The sequence below is a fragment of the Cytobacillus oceanisediminis genome (assembly GCF_003182355.1).
Lineage (GTDB): Bacteria > Bacillota > Bacilli > Bacillales > Cytobacillaceae > Cytobacillus > Cytobacillus oceanisediminis_A.
Genome location: NZ_QGTW01000015.1, coordinates 62,225 through 84,134 on the forward strand (window position 1 = coordinate 62,225; position 21,910 = coordinate 84,134).

The window sequence follows — 21,910 nt, forward strand, 5'->3', positions numbered from 1 at the left end:
GAATGGCAGAGCTCCTTAAAATCTATTTATCATTTTTATCGTCAGATTCCTTGGAATCCTGTTTGTGTTCTGCTTTATATGCCTCTTTAAACTCACTGCTATAGTTCACTTCCTGTGTCTCGCTTAAACCATTGCTTTGTTCAGTATTGAAGCCTTTATACGGTACATTTTTGTCCTTCATATAAATTCTCCTTTCTGATGGTGTCTATTTTTTGTTTACCCTGTTCAGAAGGGAAAAAACATATGCTATTTGCCGTACCAGAATGCCATTTTTCTTTCCCAATAAAACAAGGCAGAGAGGTCTCGGCCTTGCCTTTTATTAGCTTGCTTTTTCCTCCATCGGCATTTCCTTTTTTTCCTTGGATAAAAACCAGCCGCCTAGCGCAATTAGGATTAGGACCACGTAAAAAGTGATTTTCCATTCAGGCGATTTGGCGAAGCCTTCGGGAAGGATTGCCAATGCAGGATGGGACATAGTGTAGACAGCCAATTTGACGCCAACCCATCCGACAATCCCAAAAGCAGCAATCTCGAGGCCAGGTCTCTTATGCAGCAGATCCACAAAGAAGTTAGCCGCAAAACGCATAATGATTAATCCGATCATTCCGCCGGCAAAGATCACCAAGAACTTTCCGCTATCTAGTCCGCCTATGTGCCCTAGACCTGTATCCGGGAGAGCCACAGCCAGCGCAACGGCTGCAAGAATGGAGTCAACTGCAAATGCAATATCCGCAAGTTCCACCTTAAAAACAGTCATCCAAAATCCGGTTTTCTTTTTATCCTTTTTAATTCCTGCTTCTTCCTCGCCCTTCTTGACGAGTGTTTTTCTAAAGATATGGTTAATGGCGATGAACAGAAGGTAAAGCGCACCGATTGCCTGCACCTGCCATACATCTACAAGGAACGATATGGCAAAGAGGGATCCAAAACGGAAAATAAACGCTCCAGCCAATCCGTAAAATAATGCTTTCTTCCTCTGCTCTTCCGGAAGATGCTTCACCATAATCGCTAAAACGAGCGCATTATCGGCAGCCAAAAGACCTTCCAAAGCGATCAGCAGCAACAATACCCAGCCATACTCCAATAAAAGCGATAATTCCACCTAAAACCCTCCCTTATTTTACCTTTGTATATTTTTCATCAACACGTTTTTCAATCTTCGCAAGTTCTTCCCGATCCTTAAGGAGCTCTTCTTTGTTTTTTTTAATCAGTTCTGTAAACGAAATCTTTGGCTTCTTCATCTTTCAGGTCTCCTTTCCTTCAATCTTTAAGTATGGATAGCTTCGCACTGTTTCCTTGCAAGTTATGTCATTTGAAGGTTTTTTCATTTGCCAAGTTTTATATAAGGCAATAAAAAAAACCTTTACCAGCAAGCGGTAAAGGTTTTTTTAAAAACAAAAAGACCTTTACCCGAAACAGGCAAAGGTCTTGCTAACAACGGTAAGGTTGCCAACAAAGCCGGGAGCTCTTAACTCCGAAATGACGACTCTGCTGTAAAAGCTACTCCCCTTTAGGAGAAACTATTCAACTATTTAAAACAATCATAATACATCTCACTTAAGCTGTCAATCCTTATGCAAATCGGTAATAAATTAAAATGAACGTTGCAAGTACAAAAATAAAGTTAAGGAATACAAACACAAATTGATCAGTTTTTGTTTTGTGCAGCTTAATCGGCGGGTTGTAGAATGACACTCCTTCAATAATAAAGATAATCAGGACAATATGAATCATGAAATGGCCGATGACCTCTGTCATTCCAAATAGCATTGTCGTTGTGATAAAAATAATCGTCACAACAAAGCCAATTACCCTGTTCAGAATTCCCATAACCAATAAATAACCAACAACAAACTCAATAAACGCTGCCATTACCACAAACGCAGCCGGTGCAAAACCAAATGTTGGTACTCCGTGATTGGCAACGATATCAAGCGACATGCTTGGATAAACCCATTTTTCCACAGCCACCCAGCAAAGGGACAATCCTGTTCCTAAATAAAGAAATGGAAAACCTGCCTTCTCGAGCTTTGTGCTGCCGACCAATAGTACCCCGATAATCGCAACATAATAGCCATAATCAAGCATGTGGAAAATGCCATTATAGAGGGTTACGTAAACGAATAATCCCAATAATATAACTGCCGAGATCTTCGTAGAGATATGATACGGAATCAGCAAGAATCCAATCGCAGCCCAGGTTAGAATTATAGGCAGTGTGTTGCTTAGCTGAAATTCCGGCGCAAACAGCGTTCCATTAGCCACCTGGATCATTAAAGCAACTGCGGTTCCGTACTTCAGGATATATCTGCTGTATTTGCGGAAACCTGAGAGCCAGTCATCAAGCTTTTTGATCTTTGCCCAATTTGTTGTTTTCGGAATCACTATAGTAAGCAGCGCCAGCACAATCGCAGCAGTTAACGCCAATCCCATAAACAATGGCGATAATATATTTTCAATGGTTTCCTTATGAGGAACCACATTTGTGAACCATTTTACATGAGCGCTCGTAAAAAAAGGTGTCATTACAAGCCCTGTTATTAAAAGAAGCTGGAATCGTTTTTTCATGATGTCATTGCCTCCTTAATGGCATTAATTTAATAAACAATATAAGTACAGTATTAATATATAATACTTTTTGAAGTTGGAGAGCTTTTAAAAGTGAACACTATGTGAAACTTTTCACATTCCTTCTATTATAAGATATACGAGCCATCTTCTACTGAAATCGTTGACGTTATGTTTATCTTACCCCTTACTATACAAAAAAACAGGCGAATATCTCTCGCCTGCTTCAGCCTTACTATTTTTCTTTTTTCACAGCCGCCAAAACCGGCTTTTTCTCTTCGCTCTTCTCTTCGTCTCCCACTAAATCTTTTGCTGCGCTTTTGAACTCTGTTAACGTCCGGCCAAATGCCCGGCCGATTTCAGGCAGCTTGGATGGCCCAAAAATAATCAATGCAATTACAAGAACAAGAATTAAACCTGGTATTCCGATATTGGATATCATCTGCTCACCCCGCTTTTTTAGTTCAAGACCTTTTTGCGCTTTTTCTCAAGCTGCTTCTCATGTGCACGGGCGTGGGCGCGGTGGCGGTCTTCCTCCACCTCGGCAGTCATTTTCACACCCTGAGGGACAGCTGAAGTTGATACTTGCTTCAAGCCTTCCTGATCTTTTTCAAAAACAAAGGAAGCTCTTGTTGAGATATCTGCTCCTGGCTCTGTTACATAGGGAAGCACCCGGTAATCGGCACGCCACTGATCCGGCGTTACCTGGCAGCGGACATAGCCTCTGTAGTTGTTAAAAAATTTAATATGCGGATTTTCTGCAAGCGTACGTTCCGTATCAGCTCTAACATCGGAGCCGTTTCCGCCTGAGGTAATCGAAGTTCCGACAAACTCGGCTCCGATCAGTTTGGAATTCTGGTCATTATAATCAGTAAGAAGATTGGAAGCCCAGCTCGCATGAACGTCACCAGTCAGTACAATCAGATTTTCCATATTATTTGCGGCAGCAAAATCCGTCAGGCGCTGGCGGGCAGCCGGGTAGCCGTCCCAGGCATCCATGCTGAATCTAGGAGATGTACTTGTCCCAAAATTCCGCTGCGCAAAAAACACCTGCTGAGCCAGTACGTTCCAATGGGTGCTGGAGCTGGCAAGTTTGCTTTCAACCCACTGTTCCTGTTCTTTTCCAAGAAGAGTACGGTTCGGATCCAGCGACTCAGGAGTATGCGGTTTGCTGCCATCGCCGTTCGCCTGATCATCGCGATACTGACGGGAATCAAGCACAAGGAATGAGGCAAGCTTGCCAAAGCTAAATTCCCTGTACAGCTGCATGCCCTCACCATGAGGCATGGAAGATAAACGGAGCGGCATATGCTCATAGTATGCCTGGTACGCAGCAGCACGGCGTTTGATAAACTCTTCTGCAGATTGGCCTTTCTCCGGAATCCCTGCTGCATAGTTGTTTTCAACTTCATGGTCATCCCACGTAACAACCCATGGGAAAGCAGCATGGGCTTCTTTAAGGTGGGTGTCCGACCTGTACTGTGCATGGCGATTCCGGTAATCTTCCAGGGTGACAATTTCCGGGCCGCTGTGATGGCGGACGTTCCCTGTTGGTGAGATATATTCGTTTGGTCCGTATTCATATATGTAATCGCCCAGGTGGATAACCAAATCCAAATTTTCCTTAGCCATATGCTGGTATGCTGTAAAAAATCCATGTTCATATTGCTGGCAGGAGGCAAAAGCAAACGACATGCTTGCCACATCAGCACCAGCAGAAGGAAGAGTTTTCGTTTTGCCGATTGGGCTTATCTCATTTCCTGTTTTAAAACGATAATAATAAATAGTATTTGGCTTTAAGCCATCTGCTTCTACATGCACGGAGTGGGCTAAGTCTGGTACGGCAATTTCTGTTCCTCGCTTAACAATATTACGGAAATGCTCATCTTCAGCAAGCTCCCAACTAACTGGAACAGCGTGATTAGGCATTCCTCCTCCATTAAGCAGGTCCGGCGCAAGCCTTGTCCATAAAACCACACTGTCTGAAAGAGGATCTCCTGAAGCAACGCCTAGTGTGAAAGGATACTTGCTGAATTTAGGGGCCGCGTCAACATTCAGATTCCCTACTCCCAGCGACTGTGCCATCGTCAGGGCAAGCGAAAATCCTGCAATTTTGCCTGCTCCCGAAAGAAAGCTGCGGCGGTCAATATCCTTCTTCAAGCTTTCCTCATTAAATTTCCTGATTAACTCATCAATCGATCTTTCATTTCTCATTTTCTTCACCTCTTTAACCAATCTGGATTCATGTTGATTATAAGAGGCTATTTTTAAAGCAATATGAAGGTATGTAAAGGGGACCAGCTGTATACCTGACTATTTTAATAGGTCTTTTGTCAGAAACTGATTTCCTCACTCTCCGTTACTTTTCACTTACTTCCAAATCATCCCAATACACCCGGACCATTGGCCCCTTCATTCTTAACAATTTTTTCATAGAATATTAACGAATATTGTCAGAATCTTTTTGTTTACTAATCTATCAACAGTGGTTATGATAAATACAATCTTTTAAAAAGGGGTGAGGAGTTGAAAAAGTCTAGATTAATGCCGTTTATGCTGCTGTCCATTTTCTTATCCTTCCTCATCACCCAATATCCCGGCGTCCATATTAATGGAATCCCTATGGACGAAAGCAAAGCCATAACTGTATCTGAACTGGCGGAGAGCTTTCTTTTAAAAGATGACCCTAAAAAACATGTTTTCACACAGGTCTCAAAGTCGCTAGCACTCACTAGCCTGGCGATCATCCTGTTCTTATACAGCGCCATGCATATCATCGCCCGCAGGAAAAAGATTTTCTATACACCCATTTTCTACGAGGCGAACTACGTGATCTACACTCCTTAATTGTCAAAAAACAATTAAAGGAGGAAAACGAAATGATGTGGATGCGATTCTTAATGATCGGCCTGTTTTCATTAACAGCTTCCAGCCTGTTTTTTTATCAGGGAACGGAAATTTACCACGCCTTTGTGGAATATTTTAAACAAAAATAACCTTTTCAAGCGCCCATGGAAATCTCTGGGCGCTTTTTAGCTGCTCCTTAAACAGGAAAGTGAGTCTTTTTTCCTCTTCAGGATTGGTAACGGTCCCCTCCATTACCACATCCATTGGCTTATTGAACGTAAAAGAACGCCCGGCCTAAAACCCAGGCCGGGCGCTCTTCCTTATTGCGCTTTTGCATATTTGTCGTCAATCTTCTTTTCAATTTTCTCAAGCTGACGGCGATCTTTCAAAAGCTCTTCTTTATTTTCTTTTATCATTTCAAGCATTGATAACTTTTTCTTTTTCATGTTTACTCACCTTCTCTCATGATGTTTATAAAACTCTAGGATGCCCTAACTTATTTTTTCGGCAAAATTCGGGTGGTACCAGGTACCTAAAACACGATCGTCTTATTCCCATGCACGATGACTCTGTCTTCGACGTGCCATTCCACTGCCTGGGCGAGGACTCGCCTTTCTACGTGGCGGCCGGCGATTTTGAGATCCTGTGCGGTGTGGCGATGGTTGACGCGCTGCACATCCTGTTCGATGATCGGCCCTTCATCCAAGTCATTCGTTACATAATGGGCCGTAGCCCCAATCAGCTTGACTCCGCGGTTAAACGCCCTTGCATAAGGATTGGCTCCCACGAAGGCCGGCAGGAAACTGTGATGGATATTGATAATCTTGTTCGGATACTTGGAAATAAAGCTTGGCGAAAGAATTTGCATGTATCTCGCCAGAACAATGAAATCCACTTTCCCATCCAGCAGCTCCACCGCCTTTTGCTCGGCTTCGGCTTTTGTATCAGGCGTAATCGGAATATGATAATAAGGAATCCCGTAGCCCTCCACAACTTCCTTCAAATCAGGGTGATTGCTGATCACCAAAGGAATATCCACCTCAAGCTCCTTTGACTTCCAGCGCCAGATCAGTTCGAGCAGACAATGGTCCATTTTTGAAACAAAGATCGCCATCCGCTTGCGTTCTCCCTTGCCGCTCAACTTCCACTCCATTGAGTATTCCTTGGCCATCTCAGGCAAATCCTCTTTCAATTTTGGGAATGACTCATCAAAATCATTCATATCAAATTCAATCCGCATGAAAAAGATGCCTGCCAGCGGATCGGTTGTATGCTGGTCAAAATGGACAATATTCGCTTTATGGTCCAATAAGAAATTGGATACCGATGAAATGATGCCCGGCCTTTCAGGACAGGATATCAGCAATGTCGCCCGGTTTGCATTAATATTTGTATTCATATTGAGTTCCTCCATCCGCATTTCTGGAAACAGGCTGCCAGCCATATAAAAAGGACAGAAAGGGGCAGCATTTTCCTCCCCCTTCTCTGTCCTTTTACCTGAGAGTTTAACCCCTTTGGTGTCGCATTATTCATGCGCGCTCTCCAGAGATGCGTCCCGCTGCGGTTCTGTCTACCTGAGAGATTTGCTTCAAGGGTCTTTTTGAAGCTTGCTCCTTCGGTGGCCTCATCGATGCTCTCTCCCGCAGCCGTCATTCGCTCAATAATTTTTGTTATTTTCAGAATACTACACTTTTTCAAAAATGTCAACCGATCTGAACTTTTTTCACAAAATTGCCACAATTTAATGTGCTAGTCTATTTTTATTTCCAATATCTTCTCATCCGGACTGGACTGGGATCATCTACTTAGACCGAAATCACAACTGCTGTAATCCTACATACCACGATCCTATCGACGAATACTTCAAACACGCCCCAGAACCCCTGTAATGCCGGATGCTTAATTTTTGCTCCGGGGTGAAAAATGGCTGCGCTCCCCATGCCCCTTTATTGGAGTATAACCCTTCTCGCTATTCCCCAGCGAATTGCTGCTGAAATTGGGGTAAATGCATATTTAAAAATCATATACAATGCTTTTGGGACGGCAACAATATGAAAATTAATAACGATTAACGAGGCTGCCAAATACAGGACAACCATTGAAGTCACGACTTTTTCTGCAAACTTGCCGATAGAAGTCAGCCCTCCAAACATTACGAGTACAATAAGGGCACTTACCACGACTCCAGTCACAAAGGCGGGATTTGAAAAGATCCGCTAATTGCGCCTGCAAGTGAGTTCGATTGAACTGAAATACTCGGAAACACCACAAAAAGCTGTATAACCGCACCATTATCATATAAAAAAACTTGAAGACAAAGTCTCCAAGCTTATTCAATCATACAGCTGCTTTAGGCTTCGGCGCCCGCTTCTGCCAAGCAACTGTTATAAATAATGTAACCAGCAATAAAGCCAAGCCAAGTACAAAAGGATACATAATCCGCACATCGTAAAGCACACCTGCAATGGTCGGCCCAAGCACATTTCCGATGCTCATATAGGCATTATTCATGCCCATCGCAAAGCCCTGCTCATTGCCGGCCATTTTTGAAATAAGTGTTGTTAAAACCGGACGCAGGATGGATGTCGCCAGGAAAATGATAAGCGAAATGACGAAGAAAAACGCATAGCTGCCAGCAAATAGCGACACAAGGAAGCCCAATGCGGCAACAGCCAAAAAGATATTCAGCACCATTCCTTCCCCAAATTTGCTGACAACCCGATCCACTACAAAAAGCTGGACAATAACGCTAATGATCCCTGTTGATGTAACCATAATGGCGATTTCCTGTGGAGTTGCATCAAACTGGTTATCAAGATAAAGCCCAAGAACCGACTCATAAGCCATCAGCCCGAAACTCATCACTAATGTGATAATAAGCGGGATAAAATAAGGCTTCTTAATGGACATAGCCAGCTTCCTAACCATTGATTCTTCAGGCATATTTTCAGCAGTCGGCTGCTGCAATGTACTGCTCTCTTCCAGTAACACGATTGAAAAAATAACGGCCACAAGGGATACGAGTGCTGAAATCAAAAATGGCATTTTCAGCCCAAAGTCTGCCAAAAACCCGCCAATCCCAGGTCCGACAACTATACCCAGTGACATCGCAGCAGATACAAGTCCATTCCCTTTGGCTCGTTGTTCCAAAGTTGTAATATCAGCGATGTACGCAAAAATGGCTGGAATCAGCAGCGCTGCTCCAATCCCTCCGATTACCCGCGAAAAGTAAAGCCACCAAATTGAATCCACCGCATAAAAGACGAGCATGGATAATGTCAGGCCGGCTAATCCGTATATGATCATCTTTCTCCGGCCGTACTGGTCTGCCCATTTTCCCGCAATTGGAGAAAAAATAAGCTGGGCACCCGCAAAAATGGCAATCATTAGGCCTGCTGCGGTTCCCCCCTGATTAATGGACTCCAAATAAGCAGGCAATATCGGAATAATAATCCCAAAGCTTCCGATTGCAATAAACATATTGATCATTAAGATAATCATCTTTTTTCTCTGTTCCCCTGACACAGCGGATACCCCTCCCTCTATATGTGAAAATTTTACAATTCTTTTTTTGACACGCTCATTAGCTTATAATGGGACAACCAGCTTTGTCAAAGGAAAAATAAGAGAAACTCCAGCTTTGTGCTGGAGCTCCTTAAATCAGCTATTAAATCTGTCCGGAAATTGCTTCACAACTGCCCCAGAGATGGCATCTGCCATGATGATAATATGTGTAATTCCTTCATCAATAGAAACAATTCTTGCCTCCCAATCCTTTACCAAGCTTGCAGATAAATCATTTGTTACCAATTCCAAATGCATATATAATAGTTTTTTCACGTCTTCATTTTTCAAATAAGGGTTGGCGCTGCTTAGGAACGCCGCAATATCATCAGCATTCCGATGCCATTCTTTGTCCAGTTGATTCACTTTGTTTCCATTTCCGCTCTTAGCCGCATCTACAATATTCCCTGCAATAACGATATGCTCCTTAAGCAGCTCTGTCAGTTTGTTCCCAGCTGCCTCTCCATAATAAGGCTTGACAGCATTCCCGGTATCCTCCTGATTTTTCAGCAGCCTCGCCAGCACCTGCTTTTGATCCTCCGCACCTGCAGTTGTTGCACTTGTAATATAATTGCTTGTCCACAATACATGATCAATCCAAAGTCTCCTGAATTCATTTTCAAACTTTACCTCTGATTGAGTGATGCATGGTTTCTCCGCTGCAGTACTGCTTGGCCCAGCCAGCATGTTTAGCGGAAATAACAACAGCAACCCCAACAGCACAATTCTTTTCATTAAACCTGCTCCTTCCAAAATTGAAAAATTTTTTTCTTATTTTGGATAGACCTGAGTTTTTTCATTCTTTAAAATGCTGTAAATTAAATAAAACTTAAGGAATTCCCCTTAAGCTTCTCTTTTCAATCAAATGTTTGATTGAAATCGATTTATTCAGCACCACCGTTTTTACCATTAACTTCATGACAGAAACTCTTTCATTGTGAGTGTTGACCTGATGCCTAAACAGGAAATCATTAGGTGTGACTTTGAGCTTATCAAGCGGTTTTATAGGAGATTTCTGAAATCCACTCGTCCTTTACGCCGCTTGGCGGAAAAAGCTTTTTTGGAAAGATGCAGATAGTGCCCTCCACCCAACGGCTGCCTTTAAATGGCTGTTGAAATTGAACAATAATAATAGCGCCTGAATCATTATCAGAAACAGTAGCCAGCACATATAAGGACCAGTTTAAGAAATTCATTGCAATTTCAGGTGTTTTCTTGCAAAAAGCCGGAAACTTTAGAATTAAGGATGAAATTTCATCAGATTAGCAAGTAACTTTAGCTGGAAATCCCCCTTTCCACAAGGAAAAATCCTGTATATTTACAAGTTGGAGGATTTTATTAGCAGCTTTCTTATTTTATTAGCAACCTTTTTAAATTTATTAGCAACTTTCCCTTTTTATTTGCAGCTTGTAATTATTCTAATTAAATTAGGCAGCAGAGCGATTGACCACGAGGAACTTGATTAAATTTAATCTCCTCCGTAAAAAAGAGCACCCCAGTATGAATCGGGTACTCCATCATTCAAATTAAGTTGTTTTTTTACCTATTACTTGAGATACCGTTATTCTTTAATAAGATCCCATTACTGCTATCCTAACTATGGGCAGCACTCCCGTCTGCTCACACCGCCGCCACCACCGCAGCAAAGAATTCATCATATAATGCCTGCACCGCGCGTTTTTCGTCCACTGCATTAACGCCGAACATCATGCTCACTTCCGACGAGCCCTGGTTGATCATTTCCATATTCACTTTCGCTTTAGCGAGCGCCTTGGAAGCTCTGGCCATGGTTCCAATGTTTTGGCGCATGCCTTCTCCTACCACCATAATTAGCGAAAGGCTGTGCTGGACCTTCACCTCATCGGCATGCAGTTCTGTTTCAATACGGCTGAGGATTTCTTTTTCCATGCCGCCCTTGAATTGGTCTTCCCGCAGGATGATCGAGATGTCATCGATTCCAGATGGTGTATGTTCATAGCTGAGACCATATTCTTCAAAGATCGTCAGCAGCTTGCGCCCAAATCCAACTTCACGATTCATTAAGTATTTTCCGACATAAATGCTGCAAAAACCTTGGTCACTCGCAATCCCGATGACAGGCCCGTTTGTATTGTCCCGCTCATTCACAATCCTTGTCCCCGGTGCAGCTGGATTGTTCGTATTCTTAATCTGCACTGGAATCCCTGCACGGAACGCAGGTACAAGCGCTTCATCATGCAATACGGTAAAGCCTGCATAGGATAGCTCGCGCATTTCCCGGTATGTTAGTTCCTTAATCTCCTTCGGCCGCTCGACAATAAATGGATTAACCGCATAAACAGCATCCACATCCGTAAAGTTTTCATACAAATCTGCCTTTGTTGCATTCGCCAGGATAGAACCGGTTACATCCGATCCGCTTCTCGAAAATGTGAACACTTCCCCATCCCGGCTGTATCCAAAGAATCCTGGAAAAATTAAGATTCCGTCCTGTTCCCTTAACCTATAAAGGTTTTCATATGCTTCAGAAAGCACCTGCGCATTCCCTGGCTCCGGACTGACGAGCAGGCCGGCCTCTCTCGGGTTCACATATCGGGCTTCCACTCCCTGCTGCTGAAAATAAGCTGCTACCAGTTTTGCATTGTTATCCTCGCCGCTTGCTTTGACAAGATCCATGAACACTTCAGGATTGCTTCTTTCCCCATCCAGCCTTTCAAACAGATCTTTTTTAATAATATCTTTAATGTCAGGAGCCAGTCCCAATTCATCAGCAATTTGGCCGTACCGTTCCAGTACGGCGGCCGTTAATTCTCCTGCTTCTTCCCCCTGCAGTTTTTTTTCCGCGCAGGCGATTAATAGATCTGTAACCTTATGATCCTCTGAAAATCGCTTCCCTGGAGCCGATACCACGACCACCTTCCGCTCTGGATCAGCTGTCACTATGTTAAAAACCTTCTCGATTTGCTTTCCGGATGCTAAAGAGGATCCTCCAAACTTCACGACTTTCATCCTGACATCTCCTAATCTCTGAAAATTTAATCTTTATTTTACTCCTATCCTGAAAATAATCAAGAGGTTTTTCTACCTATAGAGGACATTTGTTTTCTATAAAAATACACTACTTTATATTAATATATGAAAAATCTATAATAAAAAGCTTTAAACAGCCAAATAATACTTTTTCGAAATAGCGAAGGAAAACGCTTTCAATTTTAATATTTTTTTCTTTGCCCCTTTTAAACTTTGCCTGTTGATTTCCATTCCAGACGCTCAGCGAACTGCGGAAGGTCCGACGCTCCTCGGCGCCAAGCACCTGTGGGGTCTCCCATTGACTTGCTTATCCCGCTGGACGTTGAATCAGCTTCCTTGAATCAAGAAGGAAATGCGAAGGCATTTCCGGGGACTCGCCTCTTCGGTTCCAATCAACAGAGTGCCAAAATCAACAATGAGCTTTAACAGATCCTTCTCAAAAAAAGAGGAAGATGCTCTCATCACATCTTCCTTTCCAGCTATTAACGATATTCCTTAACCCTTTCCCCTGCCGTTGTCATCCATTCAAACTGGCGGAGTTTAAGTTCAAACAGAGTAAGCGGATCGCGGTAAATTTCAGGGTTCTTGCGCATGTCGCTTAAGGATTGTTTATTTTCTTCAATCTCTTCATGTGTTTCTTCAACCGTCTTATTCAGCACATCGAATGGATTTCGGAAAAACATCTTAATATCCCGTTCAAGCGACTTCTCGAATAATTCGAATTGCTGCATAAATTTATCTGTAATCAATTCAGCAATTTCGCTGTAATCCTCATTCTCGATATACTGCCTGTATTTACTATAAAGCATTCCTTTATTCTGCGGAATTGCCCCAAACAGCTTGCCTGCGCTTTTCAGCAGGAATTGTGATGGCGAGAAGCGATTCAGAATATTGACCTTTTCCAGCTGGACGCTTCCCCTTGTCATGCGGTCTGCGTCCCGGCGCCAGTCATCAAGCACCTTAAAATCGCAATCCAGCGCCATTTTTTCCTCACCGTACAGTTCATTAAAGCTTTCGCTCATCTCATTCAGATATGCCTGACTATCCTTGAACTCGCCTTCGCTTTCCGCAATCCAATCCTGAATGGAAACATGGAAGTCCGGCAGTACCGTCTCTTCAATATATTCATGGATTCTCTTATTCATTTCGTCATTCAGCTCATTATGGATTTTTCCAAAATCGCTGTCTTCGGTAACCAATTCAGAGCTATTCCGCAGCAGCTCAGGAATCTTTTTCTTCAGATCTTGTCTCATTTCATCTTTAATTTTGCTGTAAGACTTTTTAATGGTGCGAACTTTTTCTTCTTCCATATCACTCAGCTGATTGATCGCTCCGGTAAGCTTGGTAACCATTTCTTCATTCCATTTAATCGTATCAATCAAGCTATTTTCCATCTCCACGCGTTTTTCAAGCAGGAATTTAATGGATTTCTTAATATAATACAGAACTTTAGCTGTACGCTCCTCTTTCAGTTTTCGTCCGTCCATCATTGACCGAATAAAGGCAGATAACTCTTTTAGCTGGCTTTCGCTTTCATAATGGGTGGAGAATGCGAACACCTTAGCATTTGGAAAGTACGTATTGATCCTTGAGGCGGTTTCCTCGACCAGTTCCATTGCATCCTGGCTGTTTGGAACCCGATCCATTTTGCTCAGAAGAAAATGGATCGGCAGTTCCGGAGCCTGTTCTCTCATTCTGACAACCATATCAAGCTCCTTATCTGTCAACGGGGAATCGGCATTCAGGACAAACAGCATGCTGTCTGCCAAATGCAGATATTGAAACGCACCATTCCGGAACTTGCTCTGCCCGGCCAGTCCAGGAGTGTCAATGAGGGCAAGCCTATTTTCCTGTAAAAAGGAGACCGGCATTTTGCAGCGAATGAGTGTATGCTGACTTTTTTCCGCGCTTTGCCTGAAATCCTCAAGGTCGGAAATGCTCCTTACATCTTCATCTGTGATCGCATGGATTTCCGCTTCATCGGCATCCTTGAAAAGCACAGAAGCTGAAGTCGCATCCCCCATTAGCTCTTCACCAAGCAAAGTGTTTACAAAAGAAGACTTTCCATTTGAAGCCGAACCTGCAATCAGCAGGTGGTTAGAATCTAAATCCAGAAGCTCACGGACCATCCATTCGAACCGCTCGCCCATTAAGACACCTTTTTCCTTTGCCCACTTCATGACAGTTTCGAAAAGCTTAAACCCTTCCTCCATGCCATCCTGATAACGTACAGACTTGCTTACAAGGCTTTCCGCCTCGCTGACAGCAGAAGCGTCAATATTAGAAGGGAAAATCTCGCTCCAAGCCAGCACAGCTGCTGCAGAAACCAGCGTGTGGGAAGGCGCCGCAATTTTTATCCAGTTGGATAAATGATTCGGTATTAAATGGGACAAATCCCTGATTAGATGCTTGCCGTTAATTAGTTCAAAGTAAGTATCCTTATAGAGCTCTGAAAGCTGCTGCCACGTATGGGACCGCCCTGGCTCAATATTCAGCAGCAAGTGGTTGAACTCCTTAAGCCATGAAAAATACAGGTCATTTTGCTTGTAGCTATTCCACAGTGCCGCTGACAGGCTTTCAAAGCGTGCCTCGTCAGCTTTAAACAAAGTCACCAATGCTTCGCTGAAATAGTTCGGCTCTATTTTAGCGGTGCGCCCCTGCTCCACATAGGAATGCAGAACCCCAAACCATGACAGTGATTCTGTGCGGATTGCTTCATTAACAGCCAGCTCAACCGCATTGCCCCAATCGCTGTGCTCTTCAAAGAAGCCTCGCGCCATATCGGTGACATCCGGATAATCCGGATTTAGATGAACCGCATTTTTAATGGAATCAACCGCCATTTCGAGCTTGCCGCGCTGTATATAAAGTGTAAACAGCTGCAGAAGCACTTCCGTTTTCAACACATCAGAATCGGTTTCAATTGCTTTATAAAAGTCCTCTGCAGTTGAAAGCAGATCTAGCTCAAAGTAGGCATCCGCCATATTCTTCTGTGCCCAAGGCCCTAATTCATTCGGGATATTTTCCCATTTAAAAATGGCCGCTTCATAGTCTTTGTTAAGGAAATAAACCTCTCCCTGTGCAAAGCGGATATACGTTAAATCGGGTACTTCGTTCTGCTGCTCAGCCACATACATCTCACCCAAAACCCTGATTGGATGCACATTTTCATTGCCTTCCATGAAGGTCTGATAATAGGATTTATTGATTAGCTGCTTCTCTAATGTCATCTTGATCCCCCGCAGTGCTTATTTGAAATGCGTAAGCGTCTTGTTCACCCCCGACAAGCATAAGACGATCCCTGTAAGAAGGTGTTCTTCCCTTCTGATAGGGATTGGCTTTTGACCTCGGGAGGTAGACGCGGAGCTGGACAATAACCAGACCCCAACTCATTCATTTTTATTAAAAAAACGCAGAATGCGCCAATTTTCACTCTTTATCCTTATATTGTAACAAAAATTTTTCTGCAAAAAATTTCATTTCCCTATCATTTTTGATACATTCCTGTATTTCTGTGTAACATTTTTAATAGTCCAAAAGATATCTTCTTATTTAAATACCACCCAATAAAAAATAAAAACTGGCTGACAGAAATATATATTCCTGCCTGCCAGTTTTCATTCTTTCTTATGACACTTGCTGTGCCCGGATGGCCGCCCGTCTTCTGCCATGGAGAATGGTAACAATCATGCCAATAATCAGGAAAACACTTGAGATTTGAAAAAGAGCTGCTGTTTCCACAAACTGTGCCAGCACGCCAAACACAAGCCCGCTCAATCCGATCCCAAGGTCAATCGATGAAAAGAACATCCCATTCGCTACTCCCCGGCGGTTAGGCGGCGTCATGGATAGTGTCCATGACTGAAGAGTTGGTATAAGAGAACCAAAGCCGACCCCAAACAGGATTCCGCTAATGATGATAAACAAATTCGAATGGGCAAACGAAAGCACCCACATGCCGATGAAAGTCAGGAACGTACAAAGAAGCACGAGCCCTTTAGCTCCCCGCTGATCAAACCACTTACCGGCAACTGGCCTCGACAGTGAAGCCATTATCGCGTTGAATAAGTAAAATAGAAAAATCTGATCAATGCCCCGTTCTTCTCCAAAAATCACAATGAATGTCACAATCGATCCATATCCGAACGTTACAATGATTGTAATGAAAGCAGGAAACCAGCTTGATTTTTCCACTAGTGATCCTAAGTAAGAAAATTTGAGATCCTCTTTTCGCGTCTTCTGAACAGCTTCAGGCGTCTGGTAATGGACGATTGCCAGGAGCACAATCGCGATTGCGCCGAGAACACTTGAGATATAAATAAGATTAGTAAACGAAGTAACCTGGTACAAGTAAATCCCAAGGCTTGGCGCAATAATCATACCGATTGTAACAGATAGGCCATAATAGCCCATCCCCTCGCCAAGGCGGGAATTTGGCACTACATCTACTGCTGCTGTTCCATTAACCGTTGTCGACCAGCCCCATGCCAGCCCGTGAATGAACCGGAACATCAGGAAAATGACAACAACACTTGATAGCGGGTAAACAATCGTGATTGCCAGAAGCGCAACTGCACCGATAAGCACAAGCGGCTTCCTCGCTTTATATTCCAGCATGAATCCGATAAACGGCCGGCTCAAAACTGCACCGATCGAGAACAGTGCCGTCACCAGCCCAATCTCAAGGCCTGAAGCCCCGATCGACTTAATATATGGAGGCAAAGTTGGAATAAGCATCTGAAACGACATGAACACAAACAAATTCCCGATCATCAGCATAATAAAAGACTTCGTCCATAAAGTCTCCTTCACTGCCTTATTCAACGGATATCCCTTCTTTCCTTATACATAAAAAATCTTTCTGAAGAAGATTTTGAGCAGATTAATATTTCGCATCTCTAAATGCTAACACACCTGGAATAAAAAAGGAACGGGAATTTGTCGCTGTGGAAATTTCGTTGATATATTGAAAAATTCGTTGATATATTGGCAGTTTTCGTTGATAAAATCGGTATAATGCCAGTTATTAGGAAGTTAAGCACCAGGTACTCCACATAAGGCAGCAGAATCTGCTTTTAGAGGTTTCAGACAAAAAAGTCTTTTTAGCTCATAATTTCCCCCAAAAAACCAGAATATCGCTAATAAATTCATGCTTTCGCCCGTAATACAAGAATGTCTCATAACTTTAAGTTTTCACCTATATAATCAGGGTTTCACATGTTTCTATTAAACCCCATTTTTCACTCTTAACCAAAATCTATAGACAAAGGAAGTACCCCCGCCATGAAAGATTTTCTCTCCAGCATTCTGCTAATTTGCGGTTGGTTTTAGCTATTTTTGTTCATTTTTACTTCATTTGCTTCCCCAGGCTTGGCAAACGGCTTTCTAATCGCAGCAATCTTTCTCGCAGCCGGAACAGTATGTAATCTACTATCCAAAAACTAGACAAGGAATGACCCAAAATGCCGGAAAAAACCTTATACCTGTTTATTGTCGCGCAAGCGAAAATGCAAGCAGTCCCATCAAAACTGCCACTATTCTCCTTACGGTTTAACGCCGCTTCCGCCAAAAGAAAAAAGGGAGCTGAGTTCGCCCCCTTAACCATTATCCCTGAAAACTGCTTGTTTCCAGTGCTCTCTGCAAAAATTGCAGCGTTCTTTGTATAATAAGCTCCTGATCATTATCAAGCGTCGCCACATGATAGCTGTTTTCCATCGTTACCAGCTCTTTGGCACCAGACTTTATGCTGTTATAAATGTCCTGTGAATTGGATGGAGGTACAACATGGTCCTCTTTTGAAACAAAAATGAGCGCCGGACAAGTTATTTTGCCTAGATCAGCTTTTACCCTACTCATTAGTACGGTGATTTCCCCAAGCGATTTCACCGGCGTTTTTTCATAAGCAAGTTCTTTTACATCAGGGTTTTTAATATCAGAGCCAATGGCATCAAGGAATCTGACGTCCTCTAAATTCGCAGCTGCAGCCATATCCGGAATCTCGATTGCGGCATTGATCGGGATGATCCCCTTAATCTCAGGATACTTCTCAGCCATGTATAATGTCAGCGTTCCGCCCATGGACAAGCCTGTTACAAAAATTGTGCTGCAGCGTTCCTTCAGCCACTGGTAGCCTTCTTCAACAGAATGAATCCAGTCCTGGTAAGTGGTCGTTTCCATTTCTTCATGATGGGTGCCATGCCCCTTCAGCCTTGGACCGCAAACCGTATACCCTTCCTTTGCATAAGCCTCGCCAAGTGGCCGCATGCTCTGGGTTGAACCGGTAAAGCCATGGGACACTAAAATCCCAATTTCGTTCCCTTCAAAATAAAAAGGCTCTGCCCCTTCTAAAACAGAGTACTTTTCTGCCATGATCCTACCTCCATCCAATAAAGTTATTTCCTATTAATAAGTATTCTTTTAAACGGCGGCATACCCTCCTTTTTTGAAAGAATTTAACATTTTCGTAAAACTTCAAGACCCGCTGGCAGAAAAACTTTTTTTCCTGCATCGTCTTGTTTATAATAGATAGAATGAATAAGGCATTGGACAGTTTGGGCTCAAAACTCCTTTATTTGGGAATAACTGACTCTAAAAGAGGATACAGATTAAAGGTCTGCAGCGTCTCCGTTTAAACCAAAACTTCCAGCCGAAAACCGCACTGAGGGAAGTTTCACTTTATTTTCCTCCCCAATATTATTAAAATAAGTACTAACTACATAAACAGAAAGGCTGATACCGGTTTGGAACAAAATTCAAATTTTATTCGAACGATTATTAAAGAGGATCTGGAGTCAGGAAAGCATAAAGAAATCATTACCCGTTTCCCTCCAGAGCCGAACGGCTACCTTCATATCGGACATGCCAAATCGATTGTCATCAACTTCGGCCTGGCGGATGATTTTAACGGCAAAACGAATCTGCGCTTTGATGATACGAACCCGTTAAAGGAAGATCAGGAATACGTTGACGCAATTAAAGAGGATGTTAAATGGCTTGGCTATGAATGGGAGGAGCTTCGCTATGCTTCCAACTACTTCGAAGAAATGTACAACCGAGCTCTTCTTTTAATCAAAAAGAGCAAAGCATATGTGGACGACTTGAACCAGGAGGAAATCCGCCAATACCGCGGAACGCTGACAGAGCCTGGTAAGGAAAGCCCCTACCGCAGCCGTTCGGTTGAGGAGAATCTTGACTTATTTGATCGTATGCGCAAAGGCGAATTCGAGAACGGCGAGAAGGTACTTAGAGCGAAGATTGATATGTCCTCACCGAACCTGAACATGCGTGATCCTGTAATTTACCGAGTATCACATGCGACTCACCATAACACAGGCGATACATGGTGCATATACCCGATGTATGCTTTTGCCCATCCGATTGAGGATGCGATCGAAGGAGTAACCCATTCCTTATGTACGACTGAGTTTGAAGATCAGCGTCCGCTTTATAACTGGGTTGTTGCAGAGTGCGAAATGGAAAACACTCCACAGCAAATCGAATTCGGCCGTCTGAACATTACGAATACGGTTATGAGTAAAAGAAAGCTGAAGCAGCTTGTGGACGAGAAATATGTTGATGGCTGGGATGATCCCCGCATGCCGACGATTTCCGGTTTAAGACGCAAAGGATACACACCGGAAGCGATCCGCGAGTTTGTAAAAGAGACAGGCGTTTCGAAAGGATCCGGCGTTGTCGACGAAGCGATGCTTGAGCATTTCGTCCGCGAAGACCTTAAGCTGAAGGCACCTCGTACAATGGGCGTGCTTCGTCCGTTAAAGGTTGTTATTACAAACTATCCTGAGGATCAAACGGAAATGCTTGATGCCGAAATCAATCCGGAGAATCCGGAAATGGGTTCGCGCCAAATCCCGTTTTCCAGAGAAATATATGTTGAGCAGGATGACTTCATGGAAGATCCGCCGAAGAAATACTTCCGCCTCTTCCCTGGAAACGAAGTCCGCTTAAAGCATGCTTACTTTATCAAATGCAATGATGTCATTAAGGATGAGGACGGCAATGTCGTTGAGCTCCATTGTACGTATGATCCTGAAACGAAGAGCGGAACAGGTTTCACTGGCCGAAAAGTCAAAGGAACGCTTCACTGGGTGGATGCAAAGAGCGCCATTCCGGCTGAATTCCGTTTATACGAGCCATTGATCCTTGACGAGGATGCTGATAAAAACGCTGAAGCAGATACAGATGACGCAGCTGAAAACGAAGCCGCAGGAAAGACATTCCTCGACTACGTGAATCCGAACTCGCTTCAAATCGTCCAAGGCTTCATAGAGCCAAACATGAATGAGGTCAAGGCGCAGGATAAATTCCAATTTTTCCGCCACGGCTATTTCAACGTCGATCCAAAACACACCACACCGGAAAAGCCAGTATTCAACCGAATTGTGTCGCTGAAGAGCTCTTTTAAACTGAAGTAATAAGAAAAAGCTTGAGGAGATGTTTCCTCAAGCTTTTTTGCTTATAAATCAGCTTCATCCTCTGAAACGGATTCATGATTGTATTTCAGCCCCTGCCTGTATCCTGATCAATGACCGGATCAACCGATACTATTTCTTTCGCAGGCCAATCGGCCTTATTTCATTTTCAAGAACCGAATTCCAAATTTCCGGGTTAGGGTCCAACGAATCCAGGAACCTTCTTAAGCGCCTAAACTTTTATTCTCTTCCCTTTTCCATTTACTTTTTATAAAAATGATTGGATGATAGCCAGTCTTTTATATGCTGATACTGAAAATATGCAGTTCCTTCCAGTTCAATTTTGGGTGCACCCGGATATTTTGCAAGCAGCTCAGCTGTTTCTTCCCGGCTTAATCCTAAATGGTAATACAGTTCCGTTTCTTTAATCAGCACAGGGTAGTCCGATACACTGGCTTTTGGGTTTTTGAAATTTTTCAATCCATCTCCTATAAAATAGCCTAAAGCGGCAAGCCCCGCACCGATCCAAAATAAGTTTATATCCATTTTACCCCATTCCCCCTTCTTTTTTTATACGATTTATACCCCTTTTAGTTTCAGACTTTTTCCGCTAAACTACCTTCCTGCTTAAAAATATGGTAATGTTTTAAAGTAAGCATTTACATAAGGAGGAATTACATAATGTCAAACCAGCATGATCCAAATACATTACCGCCAAAAACATGTTCAGTCGACCGGATGGTTACTGTTAAAGAGGATGTTGAGAAAGTATTAGCAGGAAAGAAAACAGCTACACGCCGCAACGGCAGATATGCTGATGTCGGGGAAATCATGACGCTTGATGGCCAGGATTTTGTCGTTGAAAACGTATATTCCCAGTCACTTGGAGAATTAACGGACGAGCACGCACGCCAGGAAGGCTTTGAAAGCTTGGAGGACTATAAGCAATCCATCCTTTCTATGCACCCGGGAATGCCTTGGCTGCCGCAGATGCGTGTATGGGTTCATGAATTCAGCCCTGTGAAGAAGTAATCTTTCAGGATGGAAATTCTGTACCGAGTGCTGCTATATATCCATGTCAGCAGTGCCATTCTCTCTGTTGGGCCATTCTTCGTCCTGATTCCGATCGTCAATAAACTGGAATCAGCACAGCCCGGAGTCCAGCAGGCATATATAGGCATCTTCAGGACATCCGTACGCCTCGTCAAGCATGCAGGACATGTGCTTGTCGGCTCGGGTGTCCTTCTTATCGTAAACAGCCACTGGGCATGGACGACATCCTGGATCGTCGCAACCCTGATGGTAATGGGGGGATCTGTCTTTTTTCTCGCACGGGCCTTTACGCCTGTCCTGAAAAAATTTGATGAACCCGGAGCGGACCAGCAATTTCTAGTGAAAAAACTCACCCGCTCTGTCTGGATTTACCTATTCCTATTAATGCTCATGCTTTGGTTCATGGTGGCCAAGCCTGTGCTTTGGTAGGAGATCTATGA

At 43.3% G+C, this 21,910-nt stretch carries 19 protein-coding genes, 1 pseudogene and 1 riboswitch; of the genes and pseudogenes, 4 read left to right on the plus strand and 16 right to left on the minus strand.

Annotated features, from left to right (window positions below):
- Positions 1-22: 22 nt before the first annotated feature.
- From DFO73_RS22845 to DFO73_RS22870, 6 genes are all read right to left on the minus strand, one after another.
- Positions 23-181 (minus strand): YfhE family protein, encoded by a 159-nt coding sequence (locus DFO73_RS22845; RefSeq protein WP_110067007.1) that lies wholly within the window; start codon positions 179-181, stop codon positions 23-25.
- A 138-nt stretch (positions 182-319) separates the two neighbouring features.
- A complete protein-coding gene (locus tag DFO73_RS22850) occupies positions 320-1,102 on the minus strand; it encodes a TerC family protein (protein ID WP_110067008.1) in 783 nt (260 codons plus the stop codon).
- Between the two features lie 13 nt (positions 1,103-1,115).
- The gene (locus tag DFO73_RS22855; protein WP_110067009.1) at positions 1,116-1,241 is read right to left on the minus strand and encodes an FbpB family small basic protein; all 126 of its coding nucleotides are present in this window, start codon (positions 1,239-1,241) and stop codon (positions 1,116-1,118) included.
- Positions 1,242-1,572: 331 nt separating this feature from the next.
- Entirely contained in the window at positions 1,573-2,568 is a 996-nt protein-coding gene (locus DFO73_RS22860) for a hypothetical protein (protein ID WP_110067010.1), read from the minus strand.
- A gap of 235 nt (positions 2,569-2,803) precedes the next feature.
- Positions 2,804-3,010: a twin-arginine translocase TatA/TatE family subunit gene (locus DFO73_RS22865; protein ID WP_110067011.1), complete on the minus strand. Its 207-nt coding sequence runs from the start codon at positions 3,008-3,010 to the stop codon at positions 2,804-2,806.
- Between the two features lie 17 nt (positions 3,011-3,027).
- Positions 3,028-4,782 carry an alkaline phosphatase D family protein gene (locus DFO73_RS22870; RefSeq protein ID WP_110067012.1) on the minus strand — a complete coding sequence of 585 codons (1,755 nt, stop codon included), beginning with the start codon at positions 4,780-4,782 and terminating at the stop codon, positions 3,028-3,030.
- Between the two features lie 312 nt (positions 4,783-5,094).
- On the opposite strand from DFO73_RS22870, the gene DFO73_RS22875 reads away from it, so the two are divergent.
- Positions 5,095-5,415 (plus strand): hypothetical protein, encoded by a 321-nt coding sequence (locus tag DFO73_RS22875; protein ID WP_110067013.1) that lies wholly within the window; start codon positions 5,095-5,097, stop codon positions 5,413-5,415.
- Positions 5,416-5,735: 320 nt separating this feature from the next.
- On the opposite strand, the gene DFO73_RS22880 is transcribed toward DFO73_RS22875, so the two are convergent.
- From DFO73_RS22880 to DFO73_RS22940, 9 genes and pseudogenes are all read right to left on the minus strand, one after another.
- A complete protein-coding gene (locus tag DFO73_RS22880; RefSeq protein ID WP_110067014.1) occupies positions 5,736-5,861 on the minus strand; it encodes an FbpB family small basic protein in 126 nt (41 codons plus the stop codon).
- An 86-nt stretch (positions 5,862-5,947) separates the two neighbouring features.
- Positions 5,948-6,814 carry a formyltetrahydrofolate deformylase gene (gene purU / locus DFO73_RS22885; RefSeq protein WP_110067082.1) on the minus strand — a complete coding sequence of 289 codons (867 nt, stop codon included), beginning with the start codon at positions 6,812-6,814 and terminating at the stop codon, positions 5,948-5,950.
- A 152-nt stretch (positions 6,815-6,966) separates the two neighbouring features.
- Positions 6,967-7,068: riboswitch (glycine riboswitch) on the minus strand.
- Positions 7,069-7,220: 152 nt separating this feature from the next.
- Positions 7,221-7,628, minus strand: a pseudogene (locus tag DFO73_RS29480) (alanine:cation symporter family protein).
- Between the two features lie 124 nt (positions 7,629-7,752).
- Complete coding sequence (locus tag DFO73_RS22900; protein WP_110067017.1) at positions 7,753-8,940, minus strand: MFS transporter; 1,188 nt, start codon at positions 8,938-8,940, stop codon at positions 7,753-7,755.
- Between the two features lie 135 nt (positions 8,941-9,075).
- Positions 9,076-9,714 carry a glycosyltransferase gene (locus tag DFO73_RS22905; RefSeq protein ID WP_110067018.1) on the minus strand — a complete coding sequence of 213 codons (639 nt, stop codon included), beginning with the start codon at positions 9,712-9,714 and terminating at the stop codon, positions 9,076-9,078.
- Positions 9,715-10,599: 885 nt separating this feature from the next.
- The gene (locus tag DFO73_RS22915; RefSeq protein ID WP_110067020.1) at positions 10,600-11,967 is read right to left on the minus strand and encodes an aspartate kinase; all 1,368 of its coding nucleotides are present in this window, start codon (positions 11,965-11,967) and stop codon (positions 10,600-10,602) included.
- 503 nt (positions 11,968-12,470) lie between these two features.
- A complete protein-coding gene (locus DFO73_RS22925) occupies positions 12,471-15,218 on the minus strand; it encodes a dynamin family protein (protein WP_110067022.1) in 2,748 nt (915 codons plus the stop codon).
- Positions 15,219-15,615: 397 nt separating this feature from the next.
- Positions 15,616-16,767: an MFS transporter gene (locus tag DFO73_RS22930; protein ID WP_110067083.1), complete on the minus strand. Its 1,152-nt coding sequence runs from the start codon at positions 16,765-16,767 to the stop codon at positions 15,616-15,618.
- Between the two features lie 825 nt (positions 16,768-17,592).
- Entirely contained in the window at positions 17,593-18,357 is a 765-nt protein-coding gene (locus DFO73_RS22940) for an alpha/beta hydrolase (protein ID WP_110067024.1), read from the minus strand.
- Positions 18,358-18,728: 371 nt separating this feature from the next.
- On the opposite strand from DFO73_RS22940, the gene DFO73_RS22945 reads away from it, so the two are divergent.
- Positions 18,729-20,420: a glutamine--tRNA ligase/YqeY domain fusion protein gene (locus tag DFO73_RS22945; RefSeq protein WP_110067025.1), complete on the plus strand. Its 1,692-nt coding sequence runs from the start codon at positions 18,729-18,731 to the stop codon at positions 20,418-20,420.
- A 258-nt stretch (positions 20,421-20,678) separates the two neighbouring features.
- Here the strand turns inward: DFO73_RS22945 and DFO73_RS22955 are convergent, their stop codons facing one another.
- A complete protein-coding gene (locus DFO73_RS22955) occupies positions 20,679-20,963 on the minus strand; it encodes a DNA-binding protein (RefSeq protein ID WP_110067027.1) in 285 nt (94 codons plus the stop codon).
- Between the two features lie 135 nt (positions 20,964-21,098).
- On the opposite strand from DFO73_RS22955, the gene DFO73_RS22960 reads away from it, so the two are divergent.
- Complete coding sequence (locus DFO73_RS22960; protein ID WP_110067028.1) at positions 21,099-21,449, plus strand: ASCH domain-containing protein; 351 nt, start codon at positions 21,099-21,101, stop codon at positions 21,447-21,449.
- Between the two features lie 9 nt (positions 21,450-21,458).
- A complete protein-coding gene (locus tag DFO73_RS22965; protein ID WP_110067029.1) occupies positions 21,459-21,899 on the plus strand; it encodes a hypothetical protein in 441 nt (146 codons plus the stop codon).
- Positions 21,900-21,910 lie beyond the last annotated feature (11 nt).